The following is an 18,326-nucleotide window of genomic DNA, read 5'->3' on the forward strand; positions in this document are numbered from 1 at the left end:
CCGGAAACGGCCGGTGCAGAACCCCTCAAATTCGGCGAACCCCCTGGGTCCATGTGCGTGAGCGCATGCGGCACCGAGGCAACGCCGAGCCAAGCCGGCTGCTGCGCGTGCGCAGCGGCGCGGAAGGTGTAGAGACTAGACGGGGGGCGCCTAAGGCTGTACGTGGCGTGAAAGACGCGGCGTGCAGCTACGGCGAAGGCATAGTCCAGCGCACGAACGCGCGCGAAATGACGCGCGTGGCGTCGAAAGACGTAGTGTGACGAAAATCCGCCGCCTCACGGCTTGCCGGTTCGAGTCCGGTCCCCGGCACCATCATGCAATGTAGCGCGTACTGGCCAGGCGGTAGCAGGTCAAAGCCAGCTAGGGCTTTCGTCGCATCTCGGGCCCTTTAACGAAAGGAAGCCGGAGCGTAGCCAAAACCAGCGGCTTTTGCGCCTTACTGCGCCAAGGTTTGCACCGACTGGCTGACGATGAAGCCGCGGAACCCGGCACAGTCAGCGCGGCAAGCGTTCTGCGCGAAATCAATCTTCACTCGCACGTATTCGGAAATCCGTCTCGCCGGACGATGCGTTTCCACGCGTGCTGCTCGCTGCGACGCAGTTATGCCGTGAGTTCGGTCATTCGCCCCGTGAGTTCGGTGTAGTTCGGGGCAGTGTCAGCGGGGCGTACAGGTCGGCTAGCGTCGCGCCGGAATTCCAGTTGCGCGCATCCGGAACATTCTGTCCAGTTGCCTTAACGGCGCCGCGATGTTTGTCGTCCGCCCTCAGCCACGCGAAATTGCTGTGGACGATGCACGCGGCGTAGCGATAACGATTTTCAATCTCCTGCAAACCATTCGCATCCACGAGTTATGCGCCGTGATGGTCAGGATGACGAAATGGGAGGATGTTCCGTCATACGGTGGCGAGCGGTGTCGGTATCACCGTGCCGTCGCGCATGTCGTGACAGGGATGAAGTCGCACACAGGCGGCGTCGATTGCGGGCTGTTTCCCAACGTGCCGTTCGACGAACCTGTACCCGATCGCCTCGTGGTGCTCGTGTGGCGCAAGAGCATTCATGCGAATGTCGGTTGTCGAGGTGCCTGCCGAGGTGGCTTGACCGAGGGCGCGGCGTAATATGAATGCAAAGGCCGGACTTTTGTCTGGCCTTTGCGGTTAAGGGATTACTGGGCGTAGCCGGTCAGCGTGTAGTTGCTGTAACTGCCACCCGTAGCTGATGCCATCGGGAAGAAGTAGTACGTTTTTCCAGCGACCACCGTTCTTGTAATGGTATTAGCTGGCTCGGCGTACATGCCGCTGAAATCAGTCAGGGACTCGTTCACCACCAACTGGCCGCCACCATTACCTTCACTGAGCGTTGCGTTGAGCTGCGATGCGCCAGCTGGTACGTTGAACGTAAAGAACACATCAGTGGCGACCGGTCCGCTGAGTCCGGACATCGGTTCGCCGGTATTGAGCGGGATGACCTTGTTGGGCTGCGGACCGACATAGGTGTTCAGCGTGACGTTGCTATACGACGATCTTGTACCGACCTGGATGTAGACGGCTTTCGGCTGGGTGAGAGCGGGGAAAGCCCATTGGCAGGTCCGGGCGCTTACGCATTTGAACTCCAACGTCGAAGTCGAGAAATCGGCGTCCGGGCTCAACGTCAAAACCGGGCTGCCCGTGCCGCCTGCCGCTTCGATCTTTACGGCCGTTGATCCTACTGGAAGCGTGAGCGCGAAGCGTGGTTCCGTTTCGCCCGCGTTGAGCGTCAGGCTCGCTGCGGATTGCCCAGGCTGTATCGTTACATTGAAGGGGCTGTAGCTGGCCTTCGCTACCGATTGCGCCACTGAATCTACTGGATTTGAGCCGCCACAGGCAGTGACGGCTAAACACCCGCAAATCGCTGCCGTAAGCGCCGTCGCGCGGGTGCTGGCTAAAAACCTTTCTTTAGCGTACATCATTAATAATCCTTATTAATGTTTATTGACTCTCAGGTTCGTTTTCGCCTGCGAGGCGAGCACGTGGCCAAAGGAGTTGTAGAAAAAAATTTTACAAACCCATAAGGCTGGTTTTGAACTTACTGAGGTTTCCGAAGTGTGTCAATCGGAGTGCGAAGTTAAGAGGACGCAAGATAAAGAGAGGAAAAGAAGGTGTCAGATAAAGTGCGGTATGGATCGAAAAAATGTGTTGGCTTCAGGAAAAGCGGAATGCTACGTTATTCTTTCTGCATTCGAAATATGCATGCCGCATGCGCCTGATCCATTGTGTTGATTGGTCTTGAAGTGCAATGGGCGCTTTTGGGTACGTAATTGTGGGCTGCAAAATTGCATCGTTTCCGAAAGGCGTGCTGGCAATGCCAGTAATCCAGGAAAAATTCAATTTCGAGCTGGACGACGAATGCGCAAGGCGGACGGGTATGCAATGTTCAATTCAAGTGGGATTGTTAAATATTCGATAGATCAGCATGCCTAAGCTATGAAAATCCGTGAATGAGTTCGCGTCTAGCGGCGTTCGCGCGTGAAGTCGGATCCTTTTTGACATCTTGAACGGAGCGCAACCTCAGTCGAAAAGACCCGCGATGTTTCAACCGCCGTGCCACTTCGGGCGTGTAGCGCGACATGCCAGGTGAGGGAACGGGGCTGCCCGACGCGCTAGCATGAGGTTCATGTTCGAGACGGACGCGTTCGTGTGCCTGTTGCACGTACCACGAACGGGTAAATCTCGCGAAAGCGTCGATGCTAAGGCGCGCAGGCGGAATCAGTCACGCGAACGATTCACCTGCAATGCAGCGAGAGGGAATGATGATGGCGGATTGGCTGGCCGGGCCAGCCGAAGGTTCGGACTGCCAGTGTCCAATCGGCGAAACGGCAGGACTCAGCGGTCGCCGATCCGCCCGGTATGTGAATTGATGAGCCTTGCGAAACAGAAGAGTCCCACGATGCCAAACGGGCAAGCAATGAAAAACGCTGTCAGCATGATGGGAATGTGACGAAACGTAACGAAATGTATCGTCAGTTTAACTGCGTCTTGTTAATTGAGTACTGGGGGAAAACGACAACCAACTGGTAGGCAAACGCAATATTTGCGATTCTGAAATGGGTGCAGATCAACTGGAGCGCCCGGTTGGCGGGCCGGGCTGGTCCACAGGTCTGGTTCGTGCGGCGCCTGGAATCAGAAGCAGTCGAATACCACATCTACTGACTGCGTCGTCACGCCGCGAATGCCTTCGCTGTGCACCTCGACGGTGTGCATTTCCTGTTTATGTTTAAGGCAGTAGGTCCGTGCTTCGTCGATACCGGCGTTCTTCACGTGATTCCATGACACGATTTCCCAGCGCGCCCGGCTCGTCACCATCAGATGCCCATCCTGTCGCGAATTTACTTCGGTGACGGATGTGCATGCCGCCAACACGCCGACACCAGCCAACAGGATACGTCCCTTCATAGATTCCCCTGAATGCCGGACCATTGTCGCCGCGCGACTGCTGCGTTGGCAACCCGAAAACCCGGTGAACTGCCAAACGCACGGGCGGATGGTATCTGGTAGTCAAAAGGCATTTACGGGTGGGGAATTGGGGTGGCCGTGAAGATTGTGTTCGCCGATTGCGCGGGAGCCTCTGACAGCAGCCGTCGGCGGATATTGCGGGTTCGATACCGGCCATTCGGGAGCGGCGTCTGCGGCAGGGTGAGTGTCAGTACACCACTGCACGGGGCGGGCAAGTGCATCAGTCTGCTGCCCGCAGGAGGTCGGAAGTCCTTGTGCGCCTCGGTCCCGCGGGCGCGTAGCGGACGTTAGTCGTGGGCGACGAGGTTGCCGACCCGGCCCTGACCGGAAACGAGGCAGGACGAGAGGAAGTTCTCACCCTGGCTACGCGCGCCGATTTCTGCGAAGCCGCGTGCGATCGCCTCGGCTTTCACCAGTGTGGCCCCCTGTGCGCACGTGAGCGAGCCACCTTCATGCGCCTGTACGCGCGTAACGGCCCGGTTCGCCAGCAGGAGTGCAAGGACGACGACAACGCCAACATTGAATACTTGCCTCATGATTCGGTCTCCTTTCACAGTCAGACTATCTCAGCCATTCGAAGCACGAATCCAGGAGTTTCCCGGCGATGCAGTGCAGCACATGCGGCGCGAAAACGCGCCGTCAATCGGTGACCGCGTGGGCTTCGGCGGCCTGAGATTGCGACGTTCTGATCGCCGGGCCTTGCGCCGCGTGGTGCGTTAGCTCGGCGGCGTTACGCGCAGCAGGGACATTGCGCTGCAGCAATGTCGCGCCGCGTCACGTTGAACGTCTGCGAACGACTGTAGTCCTGTCGCACGCGAAAGAGGAGGGGAGAGCGCGCGACAGAACGACACGTCGGCTGGATGGCACAACTGTCGCCGTTTCCTCCAGTGGCCCGAACGCTTATACGCAGGTCGGGCCACGCAGCCGGGCATCACCGCCGCGCTCGCGTGGCGGTATCCGTGATTAGTTTTCAGTCGCCGCGAGCGTAAGCGTCTACCCGGTTTGTCGCGCCCCCCTCGTTCAGACGTGTGACTCGCCGCGTGCCCTGCGCGAGCTATCTCGCCGATAGTCCACGCTGCTGCACGGCACCACTGGCTTTGGGCCCTGCGTCGATTGTTCGCACCGCGTGACAAGTGACTTCGTATCCGGGGCATTTATCGGCGAATGCGCTGTTCCTAGAATGACACTCATTGAATTGCCATGGCGTTCCGCAGGAAGCGATGGCGAGCAGCAGGAGCCATCATGAAATCCTTCCTCGAAAGACAGCTCTATCAGCCCGCAGTGGTACTGCCCATGGTTGATCTGATACAGATGATGGTTTTGGCCGACTTCAGTCTCAGTCAGGTCGGAATGATGGTGGCGACACGCGGTGCGCGCGCTGCGCTCCAGCGTTCGCGTGAACTGATGTGCGCCGTACATGGCGAATGCGTCGGTTGAGCCACCGGTTTCCGATTCGAAACCTCGAGTCCCCAGACGCGCATCGGCATCGCCCGTTTGCCGTTGTGACGTCGACCTGTGAGCCGTCCCGTGTTCCGGGGCGGCTTCTTTTTCCCGTTTTCCTGTGCGACAAAATCGTTTCTCGATGCTGCCGGATGGTGCGGACACACCAGCGCAGCGCGTTCCCGGTGTAGGCGTAAGATGGCACGACGCGCGAAGGCGGCGCACGTTCTCACGGCGTCAGGACGGAGAGACGGCATGGCTCAGCGTTTCGATGCGATCGTGATCGGCACCGGGCAAAGCGGACCGTCGCTTGCCGTGCGGCTCGCCAAAAGCGGCCGCAAAACCGCCGTGATCGAGCGTGCTGCATTCGGCGGGACCTGCGTGAACGTGGGATGTACGCCAACCAAGGCCTACGTCGCTTGCGCGCGCGCCGCACACGTTGTGCGGCATGCGGCGGACTTTGGCGTGCAGGCCGGTGGTGAGGTGCGCGTCGATCTCGCTTTCGTGAAAGCGAGAAAGGACCGCATCATCGGCGCGTCGCGAGAGGGCGTCGAGCGCTGGCTGCGCGCGAAGCCCAACGTCACCGTGTTTCAGGGGCACGCGCGGTTTTCCGCGCCGCATGCTGTGAGCGTCGCCGCAGCAGGCGGCGAGGTGCTCGCGCTTGAGGCGCCGAAAATTTTCCTCAACACCGGCACGCGCGCGCTGGTCCCTGCGATTCCCGGTATCGAACGTGTCCGATACGAAACCAACACCACGATCCTTGCGCTAGAGACGTTGCCATCGCATCTTGCGATCGTCGGCGGCAGCTATGTGGCGCTCGAATTCGCCCAGATGTTCCGGCGCTTCGGTAGCCGCGATACGGTGCTTGTGCGCAGCACGCGCGTGCTGGCGCGCGAAGATGAGGACGTCGCGCGTGCGATGCAGGATGTGCTGGCGCGCGAGGGCATCGAGTTTCGTTTCGGAACGTCTCCACGTGCCGTCGAGCCAGCGGGCGAAGGCGGTGTGGGGGTCGCGCTCGAAGACGGGAGCTTCGACGCTTCGCACCTGCTGCGCGCGACGGGGCGGATCCCGAACACAGACGATCTGGGGCTCGACGCTGCGGGCATCACGCGCGACCGGCGCGAACTTATTCCAGTTGACGGACAGTTGCGCACGAACGTCGAGGGTGTGTGGGCGCTCGGCGACGTGAACGGGCGCGGCGCGTTCACGCATACCTCGTACGACGACGTTCAGATCGTCGCCGCCAATCTGCTGGACGGTGCGAGTCGCAGTGCCGACACGCGCATTCCGGCCTATGCGGTCTTCGTGGATCCACCGCTTGCGCGCGTGGGCTTGAGCGAGCGTGAGGTGCGCGAGAGCGGGCGGCCTGCGCTCATTTCGACCATGCCGATGTCACGCGTCGGCCGCGCCCGCGAGCGCGGTGAGACGGACGGTTTCATGAAGGCCCTGGTGGATGCGCAGACGCAGCGCATCCTGGGTGCGTCGATCTTCGGCATCGAGGGCGACGAAGCGATCCACACATTCATCGACACCATGGCCGCCGGCGCGCCGTACACGACGCTGCAGTTCGCGATGCACATTCACCCGACGGTGAGCGAACTGGTGCCGACGCTGCTCGACGGACTGAGGCCACTTCAATGAGCACACTACCTGAACGCGCATTCGGCAACCTGTTCGTGGGGATCGACCACGAAGCAAAAGAAGAGCGGTTCGACCGGCTGGTTGAGCGGCGCGGTGTTGTTATTGAGCGGATCGTGTCCACGGGGCAGGTGAGCCCCGAGGGGTTCTGGTACGACGATCCTCGCGACGAATGGGTGCTGCTGCTGTCGGGCGGCGCAGCTCTGCAATTCGAAGAGGACGGTCCCGCCAGGCGGCAGTTGTTGCCGGGCGATTTCGTGCATATTCCTGCGCGTTGCCGGCATCGCGTGGCATGGACTGACGATACGGTGCCGACGGTGTGGCTTACCGTATATTTCCCGGCGGACGCGGGTACGGCCTGAAATCGGGCTGACGCGTTTCCGGTCGGCAAACGGGCCCGCATAAGGTTGCCGATCGTCCCCAATTGTCGAACGCTATCAACGATAATCGCGTTTGACCCCTGTCAGCCGCGGTTTCGTCCGTTCGCCCGCGCCTCGCCTCGCCTCACCTCACCTGCACATGCCCGCACGACGCACTTTCCGTGTTGGACTGGTTTCCGATACGCACAATCTGGTGCGGCCGGAACTGCTGCATTTTCTTGCCGGCTGCGACGCGATCGTTCACGCGGGCGACATCTGCGACCGATCCGTGCTAGACGTGCTGGCTGCCATCGCCCCGCTGACCGCCGTGCGCGGCAACAACGATTACGGCGCATGGGCCGAAGCACTACCGGTGCAAACGACGCTCGAGGTCGGTGGCGTGAAGATCGCGATCGTGCATGAACTGCGTGACCTGACTGGCGATCCTGCGGTGGGCGATATCGCGGTGGTGGTGAGCGGGCATTCGCACAAGCCGTCCTTGGAGACGCGCGACGGCGTACTCTACGTGAATCCGGGCAGTGCGGGGCCGCGTCGTTTCAGATTGCCGGTCGCAGCGGCGATGTTGACGATCGGAAAATCTGGCGAACTGAGCGTAGAGCATTCACGTCTGGTCGGTTAGGGGCCAACCGGTGAATGACGATGACGCCAAACGCCAGTGCGCAACGGCGGCCTTTGCCGTCTGCAGTGCGAACGACAGAATCGCGTGCGTCCCGGCCGCACCTGTCGGTGGAACTGCTGCGAGTCGTCCGTCGAGGACACCCGAGAAAGGCTTAGGGACTGCGATAAAAGCAAAAATCCGCGCCTTGGAGCGCGGATTGCGTGATGTCGTCGTCGGCTGCGTCGTGGCCGCTAGAGGACGCCGATCAGCCCTGCGTGGGGGGCACGTAGCCCGACGCCTGGTCGGCGCCTTCACCGAAGAAGAACTTCTCCGTCTGCTTCATCAGATACTGGCGCGCACGCGGGTCGGCCATGTTCAGGCGATTCTCGTTGATCAGCATGGTTTGATGCTTTAGCCACATCTGCCACGCCTCCTTCGAGACGCTTTCATAGATGCGCTTGCCGAGTTCGCCCGGCAGCGGCGGAAAGTCGAGACCCTCGGCTTCCTTGCCGAGCTTCGAGCATTGAATCATACGGGCCATGCTGTGCTTCTCCTTGAGTCGTATGTGTGGGTGGCGTCACGTTCATCCGTAGATGGGGACGCTCAAAGCTGTTTCATCAGCACGAGCGACTTGCGCTGCCAGTTATAGAGCCGGCGGCGGTCTTCAGGCAGGTCGTCGACCGTTACCTTGACGAAGCCGCGCTTGAGGAACCAGTGTTCGGTGCGCGTCGTCAGCACGAAGATGCGCGTTAGGCCGCGCGCTCGCGCGCGTTGTTCGACGCGGCGCAGGAGCCGTTCGCCGTCGCCGGCGCCTTGTGCCTCGGGCGACACGGTCAGGCATGCCATTTCGCCGATGCGTTCCTGCGGGTACGCGTAGAGTGCCACGCAGCCGAACAGCACGCCATCGTGCTCGATCACGGAGAAGTGATCGATGTCGCGTTCGATCTGATGGCGGCCCCGGCGCACGAGCGTGCCGTCGGTTTCGAGCGGTTCGATCAGCGTGAGGATGCCGCCGACGTCGTCAGGCGTTGCCTCGCGCAGGCTCTCCAGGTTCTCGTAAGAGATCATGGTGCCCACGCCGTCGTGCAGGAACAGTTCGAGCAGCACGCTGCCGTCGAGCGCGTACGGAATGATGTGCGCGCGGCCGACGCCGCCGCGGCACGCGCGGATCGAGTGTTTCAGATAGAACCCCGCGTCGCCGAGCATCGTGCCGCTTTCGTGCAGCTTGTAGGCTTCGTCGAGCGATAGTTCGCGGATCAGTTCGCCGTCTTCGTCGATGAGGCCCTGTGTTTCCGTCAGGAAAATGATCTTGTCGGCGCGCAGCGCGATGGCCGCCGCCGAAGCGACGTCTTCCATCGACAGGTTGAATGCTTCACCCGTCGGCGAGAAGCCGAGCGGCGAGAGCAGCACGAGCTTGCGGCTCGCGAGCGAATGCCGGATCGAGTCGGCGTCGATCTTGCGCACGACGCCGGTGTGCTGGAAGTCGACGCCGTCGAGAATTCCCACGGGCCGCGCCGTCACGAAGTTGCCCGAAACGACGCTGATGTGCGCGTGCGCCATCGGCGTGTTCGGCAGACCCTGGCTGATTGCGGCCTCAATGTCGAGGCGCACTTCGCCGGCGGCTTCCTTCGCCGATTCGAGCGCCCGCGCATTCGTGATGCGCATGCCGTGCGAGAACTCGGATTGGACGCCATGCAGGCTCATCTGTTCCTCGACCTGCGGGCGCGAGCCGTGCACGAGCACGATCTGGATACCCATCGCCTGCAGCAGCGCGATGTCGGCGACGAGCGCGTTGAGCAGGTTCTGGTGCACCACCTCGCCGCCGAAACCGACGACGAACGTCTTGCCCTGGAACGCGTGAATGTAGGGCGCGACCGATCGCATCCAGTCGACGAACTGTGCGTGTTGTTCGGTGAACTGCGAAGCGGAATCCGCGGCGCCGGAGGGAGCCGGCGCGCCTGCGGGCGCGGGGACGAGGTCGGTTTGGGAATTCATGCCGGGGATTATAATGCGCCCCCATGTCGAATGTACCCAAAAGACCTGCTCACGGGCAGGGCAGCAACACCCGCGACGATGGCGGCGCGGCGCGCGACGGTGCGCACGAAAAACGCGGCGCGCAGCGCTATGCGGAGGCACCGAAGCCGGCATCGGCGGAACGGCTCGCGGCGCTCGTGCGCGGCGGGACGCCGGGCAGTGCGCGCAGCGGGCAAAAACGCGAGGAAGAATCGGCCGCGCAGTCGCAGCAACAGGGCGGCGAGCGTACAGGAGCGGAGCGCGAAAAGCGGCCCGACGAGCGCTCCGAAGTCATGCGCGAAGCCGAGGGCAAAGCAGAGCGCACGCAACGTACCGAAGCACATCCCGGACAACCCGCCCACGCACGCGAGCCGCAACCGGCACCGCACGCGCCGCGGGAATCCCAGTCGCAACTGCGCCGCGAACCGGCTCGCGAGCCACGCGGTGAATCGCGCCGCGAGCAGCCGCAGCAGCCGCGCAGCGCGCACGCCAGCCAGCCCGAATCACAGCAGCCGAAACGATCGGGTGATCGGCCGGGCGCGCCTCAAAACGATCAGCAGGTGCGGCGCGAGGCGAGACCCGGCCAGCCGCCGGCCAAACCCGGGAAAACGTCAAAGCCACCTCAGGCGCGGGAAGCACAGCTGCGGCAGGCGGGCAAGGGAGCGCCCGAGTCCGGGCCGCGCGGCGAAGAACGCAAGGAACGCGCAGAGCGCTCCGCACGCCGCATCGTCGAGCCGAATCCGATTCCGCCCATCACATTCCCCGAAGCGCTGCCGGTCTCCGGTCGCCGCGAGGAAATCGCGCGTGCGATTGCGGAGAACCAGGTCGTGATCGTGAGTGGCGAGACCGGCTCGGGCAAGACCACGCAATTGCCGAAGATCGCGCTCGCGCTCGGGCGCGGCCTCGGCGCGGGCGGCACGGGGCTCATCGGCCACACGCAACCGCGCCGGATCGCGGCGTCGGCCACGGGGCGCCGTATCGCGGACGAACTCGGCACGCCGTTCGGCGAGGTAGTGGGCTACAAGGTGCGTTTTACGGACAACCTGTCGCCAGGTGCATCGGTCAAGCTGATGACGGACGGTATCCTGCTCGCCGAAACGCAGACCGATCCGCTTCTCAAGGCTTACGACACGATCATCATCGACGAGGCGCACGAACGCAGCCTCAATATCGACTTCCTGCTCGGCTATCTGAAAGAGATCCTGCCACGCAGGCCGGAGCTGAAACTCATCGTCACCTCGGCGACGATCGACGCCGACCGCTTCGCACGCCACTTCGGTAGCGAGGACAAGCCCGCGCCCGTGATCGAGGTGAGCGGGCGGCTGTATCCCGTCGAGGTGCGTTATCGGCCGGTGGCCGAGGACAGTCCGGCCGTGAAGGCGGCGCAGGGCACGACGGGGCGCGAGAGAGGCGATAAAGGCAAATCGGCGCGCGACCGCGATCTGATGGACGCGATTGTCGATGCCGTCGACGAACTCTGCCGCGAAGGCTCAGGCGACGTGCTCGTGTTCCTGCCGGGTGAGCGCGAAATCCGCGACGCCGCCGAGGCACTGCGCAAGCATCACCCTCCGCACACGGAAATCCTGCCGCTCTTCGCGCGTCTTTCGGCGCAGGAACAGGAGCGCGTTTTCAAGCCGTCGAACGCGCGCCGCATCGTGCTCGCGACCAACGTTGCGGAAACGTCGCTCACCGTGCCGGGTATCCGCTACGTCGTCGATACGGGCCTCGCGCGCGTGAAGCGGTACTCGTACCGGAACAAGGTCGAGCAGTTGCAGATCGAATCGATTGCACAGGCGCCAGCGAACCAGCGCGCGGGCCGCTGCGGCCGTGTCGCCGACGGTATCTGTATTCGCCTGTACGAAGAACAGGATTTCCTGTCGCGCCCAAAATTTTCCGATCCGGAAATCCTGCGCTCTTCGCTCGCGGCCGTGATTCTGCGCATGAAGTCGCTGCATCTCACCGCGATCGAGACGTTTCCGTTTATCGAGCCGCCGCCGGGCCGAGCGATCGCCGATGGCTATCAACTGCTTGGCGAACTCGGCGCTGTCGACGACGACAACGCGCTTACACCGCTCGGCCGCGAACTGGCACGTCTGCCGCTCGATCCGCGTGTCGGCCGCATGATTCTCGGCGCGCGCGACGAGCAGTCGCTGCGCGAAGTGCTCATCATCGCGAGCGCGCTTTCGGTGCAGGATCCGCGCGACCGGCCGATCGAAGCGCAAGAGCAGGCCGACCAGGCGCACCGCCGTTTTGCCGATGAGCGCTCCGAATTCCTCCAGTGGCTCAAGATCTGGGCATGGTTCGAGGAGGCCGTTGCGCACAAGAAGTCGAACCGGCAACTCGTCGACGCCTGTCGTGCGAACTTCCTCTCGCATCTGCGGCTGCGCGAATGGCGCGACGTCCACTCGCAACTGCTGACGGTCGTGCGCGAGCACGGCTGGCGGATCAACGAGTCGGAGGCCACGTACGAGCAGATCCACCACGCGCTGCTCACGGGCCTGCTCGGCAACATCGGTCTGAAGGCCGACGACGAGCCGCACTATCTCGGCGCGCGTGGCATCAAGTTTCATCTGTGGCCGGGCTCGGCGCTCGTGAAGAAAGCGGGGCGCTGGGTCGTGGCCGCCGAACTCGTCGAAACGACGCGGCTCTACGCGCGCTGCATCGCGAAGATCGAGCCCGAGTGGCTCGAAAGGGTCGGCGCGCATCTGCTGAAGAAGTCGCTGTCCGAGCCGCATTGGGAAAAGCGTGCCGCTCAGGTGAGCGCCTACGAGCGTGGCGTGCTTTACGGCCTGCCCGTGTACCAGCGCCGCCGCGTAGCGTTCGGCAGGCAGGACCCGGCACGTGCGCGCGAACTCTTCATCCGCGGCGCGCTTGTAGAAGGCGAATTCGACACGAAGCTCGCGTTCTTCGCGCACAACCGCAAGCTGCTCGCCGACATCGAGCAACTCGAGCACAAGTCGCGCCGCCAGGACGTCCTTGTGGACGACGAACTGATCTACGGTTTCTACGATCAGGCGATTCCCGAGGGCATTTATTCGGGCGCGTCGTTCGAGCGCTGGTATCGCGACGAGGTGAGGAAGGGCGGCCAACCTGAAGACAAGCAGCGCCTGTTGTACCTCTCGCGCGACGATCTCATGCGTCACGAGGCGGCGGGCGTGACGACCGACCTCTTTCCGAAGCGCATGACGATGTCGGGCGTTGCGATGGCGCTCACGTACCACTTCGAACCGGGCTCGCCGCGCGACGGCGTGACGCTCGCGGTACCGCTTTACGCGCTCAATCAGGTCGACGCGCGGCGCTGCGAATGGCTGGTGCCGGGCATGCTCAAGGAAAAGGCGCAATTGCTGCTGAAGTCGCTGCCGCAGAAGTTACGGCGCCATTGCGTACCGCTGCCGGAATACGCTGCGGGTTTCGCCGAGCGCGCAAGTGGCGAGCGTTTCGGTGCGGGCGGTCTGCTCGAAGCACTGATTGCGGATGTGCGCGAGCAAAAGCAGATTGCGCTGAAATCGGCGGACTTCAAGCTGGAAACGTTGCCCGCGCACCTGTTCATGAATTTCAAGGTGATCGACGAGCACGGGCGCCAGCTCGCGATGGGCCGCAATCTCGCGCAACTGCGCGCTGAACTGGGCGCGCAGGCGCAACAGCAGTTCCAGAAACTGGCGGCGAGCGCAACGGCGCAAATCACGCAGACCGGCGGGGCTGTGCAGGGCGCGGAGCCTCAACCGGGCGCAGCGGTGCAGGCGGGCGCGGGATCGTCGAAGAGGAACACCGTGCCGCTCACGGCGGCGCCCTCCGACGCAATGGCGCCGGCCACTGCGCTCTACGAGAACCTCACCACCTGGAATTTCGGCAAGCTCCCCGAGCTGCTCGAAATCCGCCGCGGGGGGCAGACGCTGTTCGGCTACCCGGCGCTCGTGGATCGCGGTACGCATTGCGACGTCGAAGTGTTCGATTCACCCGAGGAGGCCGCGCGGATCCATCGCGCGGGGTTGCGGCGTTTGTTCGCGCTGCAGTTGCGCGAGCCGATCCGATATCTGGAAAAGAACCTGCCGGGTCTGCGCGAGATGGCGATGCATTTCATGGCGCGCGCGACGCAGGAGGAACTGCGCGACCAGCTTGTCGAACTGGCGTTAGACCGTGCCTGCCTGCAGGACCCGCTCCCCGACGACGATGCGGCCTTCCACGCACGCCGCGACGAGGGCCGCGGACGGCTCTCGCTGCTCGCACAGGAGATCGCGCGGCTTGCGGGCGTGATCCTCGCCGAGTACGCGACGGTGTCGAAGAAGCTCGTGCCGGCGAAGGCGTTTGGCGTTGCCGCCGTCGACATGCAGTCGCAGCTCGACGCACTGATCGGAAAGCGCTTCATCGTCGATACGCCGTATGCGCAGCTCGTGCACTTTCCGCGCTACCTGAAGGGTATCGCGTTGCGCATCGACAAGCTGCGCGCCGACGCCACCCGTGACGCCCGCCAGTTCGGGGAATTCCAGCCGCTATTGCAGCAGTATCAGCGAGCGCTCTCGCAGCGCGGCGGCGTCTTCGATCCGCGTCTCGCGGAGTTCCGCTGGCTGCTGGAGGAGTTGCGCATTTCGCTATTCGCGCAGGAATTGCGCACGCCGATGCCGGTGTCGGTCAAGCGGCTGTACAAGGTCTGGGAATCGATGCAGCGGTGACAAAAAACCGGTTACCGCCTGCGCGGTAACCGGTTTGCGTGCACGCCACGCCACTACGCGTCGTTCAAATAAGGCCTTGCGCGAACATCGCGTCGGCAACTTTCACGAAGCCGGCGATGTTGGCGCCGTTGACGTAGTCGATGCGCCCGTTAGCACTACCGTGCTGCACACAGTTGGCGTGGATATCGAGCATGATGTGTTTGAGGCGCGCATCGACTTCATCGCGCGACCATGGCAGACGTTGAGCGTTTTGCGTCATTTCGAGGCCTGAAGTCGCAACGCCTCCCGCATTGCTGGCCTTGCCTGGCGCGTAGAGCACACCGGCTTCCCGAAATACGTTGACCGCACCTGGCGTCGACGGCATGTTCGCGCCTTCCGCCACGCATTTGACACCGTTCTTGACGAGGTTCCGCGCGTCGTCCTCGTCGAGCTCGTTTTGTGTTGCGTTCGGCAGCGCGACATCAACGGGGATGTGCCACGGACGTTTGCCCGCCAGGTACTCAAGGCCGAATTGACGGGCATATTCCTCGATGCGGCCATAGCGATGATTTTTCAGCTCCATCAGTGCATCGAGCTTGACCGGCGTGAAGCCCTCGGGGTCATAGACCGTGCCGCCCGAGTCCGACGCTGTGACGACTTTGGCACCCATCGGCAAAAGGCGCTCGATCGTGTATTGCGCAACATTGCCCGAGCCCGATACCGCGACGGTTTTGCCTTCGAAGCTTGTGCCAGCCGTCTTGAGCATCTGTTCCGCGAAATAGACGAGGCCGTAACCGGTAGCCTCGGGTCGGATCAGACTGCCGCCGAACGTTAGACCCTTGCCGGTGAACACACAGGCAGCGTTGTTCGTGAGTTTCTTGTGCATCCCGGCCATGAAGCCGACTTCGCGTCCGCCGACGCCAATGTCACCGGCCGGCACGTCGGTGTCCGGGCCCAGGTGCCGATGCAATTCGAGCATCAGCGCCTGGCAGAAACGCATGACTTCGGCCGGGCTCTTGCCTTTCGGATTGAAGTCGGCGCCGCCTTTGCCGCCACCCATCGGCAACGTCGTGAGCGCGTTCTTGAAAGTCTGTTCGAAGGCGAGAAATTTCAGGACCGAGAGATTTACCGACGGATGGAAGCGCATGCCGCCCTTATAAGGGCCGATGGCCGAGCTGTGCTGAACCCGGAACGCCCGATTGACGTGCGTAGTGCCGCGGTCGTCGCTCCACGAGACGCGGAACTGGATTGCGCGCTCGGGTTCGACCATGCGTTCGAGCAAGCCAGCGTCCGCATAACGCGGATTGGCAAGGATGAATGGCCAGATGCTTTCCATGACTTCATGGACGGCCTGGTGGAATTCGGGCTGGTGCGGGTCACGCGCGATGACGTGGCCGATGAAATCTTCGAGCTTCTGGTATTTCATGTCTGGTGCTTCCGAAAACGCGAGGCCGCTCTACGTGATACCCCTTTTCTGCGACAAGCTGTCGCGACGGAGGTAATTCAGCGCATCGAGCCAATTCGAAAAGGGCATATGCAGCGTTTGGCCGCATACAATGTGAGACGCAGATGATCAATGTTGGGCGGCAGCTGAGGCTGGCGAAATGGGACGGGTCTCAAATACCGATGTGTTTGACGTAAATCAAGTCGTATTTGGGGCTGCAAAAGCGAAGATGTTCTTTCATGGCTAGGCACGAAGTCCGCAGATCGGCGCGGGCCATAACTATTCCGCGCTCGCACGCAAACCTCTGTTGCCGCCGCAAAGAAAGAGATGCACTGCCGATGAAAAGCAGATCGCGCCTTCTTGCCGGGGAAGTCGCCGGTGCGTAGAGACACCCTGAGATCGTTGAATGTAACGGCAACGCCCAGGCAGACTGGACGTTCTACAATTACAAGCCTTCCCGAAAGTGATCCTTCATGAGTAAAACCGAATTTCGCCGTGCGGCTGGCCGCGCAGTTGGTCATATCGCCGCCGCCGGCGCGCTGGCGTGCGCTTCGCTCTTCTCGCTCAGCGCGCACGCGGACAACATCATCGTGCTCAATTCCGGCGAAGCGACGCTCAGCCTGATCGATCCCCAGACGCTGCAGGTCGTCGGCACCGTGCCCACGGGCAAGGAGCCACATCACCTCTTCCCGACGCCGGACAACCAGTCGCTGATCGTTGCGAATTCGGTCTCGAACAACCTGATGTTCGTCGATCCGAAAACCGGCAAGGTGCAGCGCTGGGTGGAGAACATCGAAGACCCGTATCAGCTCGGTTTTTCGCCGGACCAGAAGTGGTTCGTCACGACGGGCCTGCGCCTCGACCGGCTCGATATCTATCACTACGCCGGCGGCAGCAACATGACGCTCGCGAAGCGTCTGCCGCTCTCGGCCATGCCGAGTCACATGGCGTTCACGAAAGACAACCGCACGGTGTTCGTGTCGCTCCAGGTGTCGGGCGAGATCGCCGCGGTCGATCTGCCTACGCAGAAAGTGCTGTGGAAAATGCCGGTTGGCTCGGCACCGGCGGGCCTGTGGCTCACGCCGGGCGACAAGTATCTGCTCGTCGGCATGACGGGCGCGGACTACGTCGCCGTGGTCGACTGGCGTAACCAGAAGGTCATCAAGCAGATCCCGGCGGGTCAGGCGGCACACAACTTCCGCTCGCTGACGGACGGCCGCCACGTGCTGGTGTCGAGCCGCGTCTCGAACACCATCAGCATCATCGACGAGGAAACGCTCGAGAAAACCGGCGAAATCAATGGCCTGCCGCCGGGGCCGGACGACATGGAACTGACCGCCGACAAGCGCTATCTGTGGGTGACGTTCCGCTTTGCGAAGAAAGTCGGCATCGTCGACATGCAGACGAAGAAGCTAATCAAGACGATTCCTGTCGGTCGCTCGCCGCACGGCATCTACTTCTACGACCGTGCTCCGGTGACCGCGCCGAACGGCGCTTAACGGCACTTGGCCGTACGACAGCCAGATCAGATGCCAGGAGGAGTAGGGGGAATGCTCGAGTTGTTTTCGTCGACCATGCATGGCGTCGCGGGCGGCGCTGACGATTTCGTTTCGTGGCTGCAGACGTTTGTCTTTGCTAACGCCCTGCAGCCGCTGCTCTATCGCATCGGCATGATGGACGTTGCCGAGGACACCTACGATGCGCTTTATTGGGTGATCGTCGGCGTGCTCGAGGTCGGTGTGATGTACGCGATCCTGCGCCCGCTCGAGGTGCTCGTGCCCGCGGAGAAGTGGCGCGACCGCAAGGGCGTGGGCGTCGACGCGATCTACACCTGGATCACGCGGCTCGGCATCCTGAATCTGTTGTTCTTCTTTACGCTCCAGCCGTTGTTCGACCGCCTGCAGGGCTGGCTGCACCTGCATGGCATGAGGACCGTCGACATCGACGGTCTCTGGCCCGGCGTCACCACGCAGCCGCTCGTGACGTTCGCGATCTATCTGCTCATACTCGACTTCGCGAACTACTGGTATCACCGGCTCGAACATCGCTTCGGCATCTGGTGGGAACTGCACGCGGTCCATCATAGCCAGCGCAAGATGTCGCTCTGGTGCGACGACCGCAATCACCTGCTCGACGCCCTGCTACAGGCGAGTGTGTTCGCGCTCATCGCGATCGTCATTGGTGTGCCGCCCGCGCAGTATGTCGTGCTCGTCGCGATCACGAATTTCGTGCAGAGCTTCCAGCACGCCAATATCCGCGTGCGTTTCGGCTGGCTTGGTGAGCGTCTTCTCGTGAGTCCGCGGTTTCATCGCCGCCATCACGCCGTAGGCTACGGCCATGAAGGGACCACGTATGGCTGTAACTTCGGCGTCCTGTTTCCGTGGTGGGACATGATGTTCGGCAGCGCATCGTTCAACCCCGCGATCGAACCCACCGGCATTCGCGATCAGCTCGAAGGCGTGGATTACGGCGAGGGCTACTGGGCGCAGCAATGGTTCGCCTTCGTCCGGATCGCTGGGCGCCTCACCGCACGCGGGCGCACGGCCGAGATCGAGACGCACGACGACGCAACCGTCGTCTGAGCTTCCCTGCGTTTGTCCTTTTCCCGCCTGGCCAGTGCCGCAGCAGCGGCACCGGTTCTTCCCGTTTTACCCGCCTGCGCGTGCGCTGGTTTAT

The 18,326-nt window shown here is 62.4% G+C and carries 13 protein-coding genes and 1 pseudogene; 8 read left to right on the plus strand and 6 right to left on the minus strand.

Features of this window, described 5'->3' with window-relative positions; all coding sequences use genetic code 11:
• Positions 1-891 precede the first annotated feature (891 nt).
• Positions 892-1,052: pseudogene (locus tag D1Y85_RS27460) on the plus strand (hydrogen peroxide-inducible genes activator); the annotation flags it as partial.
• 110 nt (positions 1,053-1,162) lie between these two features.
• Here the strand turns inward: D1Y85_RS27460 and D1Y85_RS06520 are convergent.
• The 3 genes from D1Y85_RS06520 to D1Y85_RS06530 all read right to left on the minus strand — a co-directional run bounded on the left by D1Y85_RS06520 (position 1,163) and on the right by D1Y85_RS06530 (position 4,024).
• On the minus strand, positions 1,163-1,945 hold the full coding sequence (locus D1Y85_RS06520) for a hypothetical protein (protein WP_124150241.1): 783 nt from the start codon (positions 1,943-1,945) through the stop codon (positions 1,163-1,165).
• 1,210 nt (positions 1,946-3,155) lie between these two features.
• Positions 3,156-3,428 (minus strand): hypothetical protein, encoded by a 273-nt coding sequence (locus D1Y85_RS06525; RefSeq protein ID WP_124150242.1) that lies wholly within the window; start codon positions 3,426-3,428, stop codon positions 3,156-3,158.
• A 347-nt stretch (positions 3,429-3,775) separates the two neighbouring features.
• On the minus strand, positions 3,776-4,024 hold the full coding sequence (locus D1Y85_RS06530) for a hypothetical protein (RefSeq protein WP_124150243.1): 249 nt from the start codon (positions 4,022-4,024) through the stop codon (positions 3,776-3,778).
• 706 nt (positions 4,025-4,730) lie between these two features.
• Here D1Y85_RS06530 and D1Y85_RS06535 point away from each other — a divergent pair.
• From D1Y85_RS06535 to D1Y85_RS06550, 4 genes are all read left to right on the plus strand, one after another.
• Positions 4,731-4,925 carry a hypothetical protein gene (locus tag D1Y85_RS06535; RefSeq protein ID WP_124150244.1) on the plus strand — a complete coding sequence of 65 codons (195 nt, stop codon included), beginning with the start codon at positions 4,731-4,733 and terminating at the stop codon, positions 4,923-4,925.
• Positions 4,926-5,183: 258 nt separating this feature from the next.
• A complete protein-coding gene (locus D1Y85_RS06540) occupies positions 5,184-6,569 on the plus strand; it encodes an FAD-containing oxidoreductase (RefSeq protein WP_124150245.1) in 1,386 nt (461 codons plus the stop codon).
• On the plus strand, positions 6,566-6,928 hold the full coding sequence (locus D1Y85_RS06545; RefSeq protein ID WP_124150246.1) for a cupin domain-containing protein: 363 nt from the start codon (positions 6,566-6,568) through the stop codon (positions 6,926-6,928). The genes D1Y85_RS06540 and D1Y85_RS06545 overlap by 4 nt, the downstream gene beginning before the upstream one ends.
• A 157-nt stretch (positions 6,929-7,085) precedes the next feature.
• Positions 7,086-7,565: a metallophosphoesterase family protein gene (locus tag D1Y85_RS06550; RefSeq protein ID WP_124150498.1), complete on the plus strand. Its 480-nt coding sequence runs from the start codon at positions 7,086-7,088 to the stop codon at positions 7,563-7,565.
• 244 nt (positions 7,566-7,809) lie between these two features.
• Here D1Y85_RS06550 and D1Y85_RS06555 read toward each other — a convergent pair whose 3' ends face one another.
• Both D1Y85_RS06555 and argA read right to left on the minus strand, forming a co-directional pair.
• Entirely contained in the window at positions 7,810-8,085 is a 276-nt protein-coding gene (locus D1Y85_RS06555; protein WP_124150247.1) for an oxidative damage protection protein, read from the minus strand.
• Positions 8,086-8,147: 62 nt separating this feature from the next.
• Positions 8,148-9,539: an amino-acid N-acetyltransferase gene (gene argA / locus D1Y85_RS06560; RefSeq protein WP_124150248.1), complete on the minus strand. Its 1,392-nt coding sequence runs from the start codon at positions 9,537-9,539 to the stop codon at positions 8,148-8,150.
• Between the two features lie 23 nt (positions 9,540-9,562).
• Between argA and hrpA the strand changes: the two genes are divergently transcribed.
• Positions 9,563-14,227 carry an ATP-dependent RNA helicase HrpA gene (gene hrpA / locus D1Y85_RS06565; RefSeq protein WP_246024806.1) on the plus strand — a complete coding sequence of 1,555 codons (4,665 nt, stop codon included), beginning with the start codon at positions 9,563-9,565 and terminating at the stop codon, positions 14,225-14,227.
• A 64-nt stretch (positions 14,228-14,291) separates the two neighbouring features.
• Here the strand turns inward: hrpA and gdhA are convergent, their stop codons facing one another.
• Positions 14,292-15,632: an NADP-specific glutamate dehydrogenase gene (gdhA, locus tag D1Y85_RS06570; RefSeq protein WP_124150249.1), complete on the minus strand. Its 1,341-nt coding sequence runs from the start codon at positions 15,630-15,632 to the stop codon at positions 14,292-14,294.
• 491 nt (positions 15,633-16,123) lie between these two features.
• On the opposite strand from gdhA, the gene D1Y85_RS06575 reads away from it, so the two are divergent.
• Both D1Y85_RS06575 and D1Y85_RS06580 read left to right on the plus strand, forming a co-directional pair.
• Positions 16,124-17,149, plus strand: coding sequence for a YVTN family beta-propeller repeat protein (locus D1Y85_RS06575; RefSeq protein WP_124150250.1), 1,026 nt, complete (start codon positions 16,124-16,126; stop codon positions 17,147-17,149).
• A gap of 51 nt (positions 17,150-17,200) precedes the next feature.
• Positions 17,201-18,232: a sterol desaturase family protein gene (locus tag D1Y85_RS06580; protein ID WP_246024807.1), complete on the plus strand. Its 1,032-nt coding sequence runs from the start codon at positions 17,201-17,203 to the stop codon at positions 18,230-18,232.
• The last annotated feature ends 94 nt before the right edge of the window (positions 18,233-18,326 follow it).

This window comes from Paraburkholderia dinghuensis (assembly GCF_003837865.1).
GTDB classification, from domain to species: Bacteria; Pseudomonadota; Gammaproteobacteria; order Burkholderiales; family Burkholderiaceae; genus Paraburkholderia; species Paraburkholderia dinghuensis.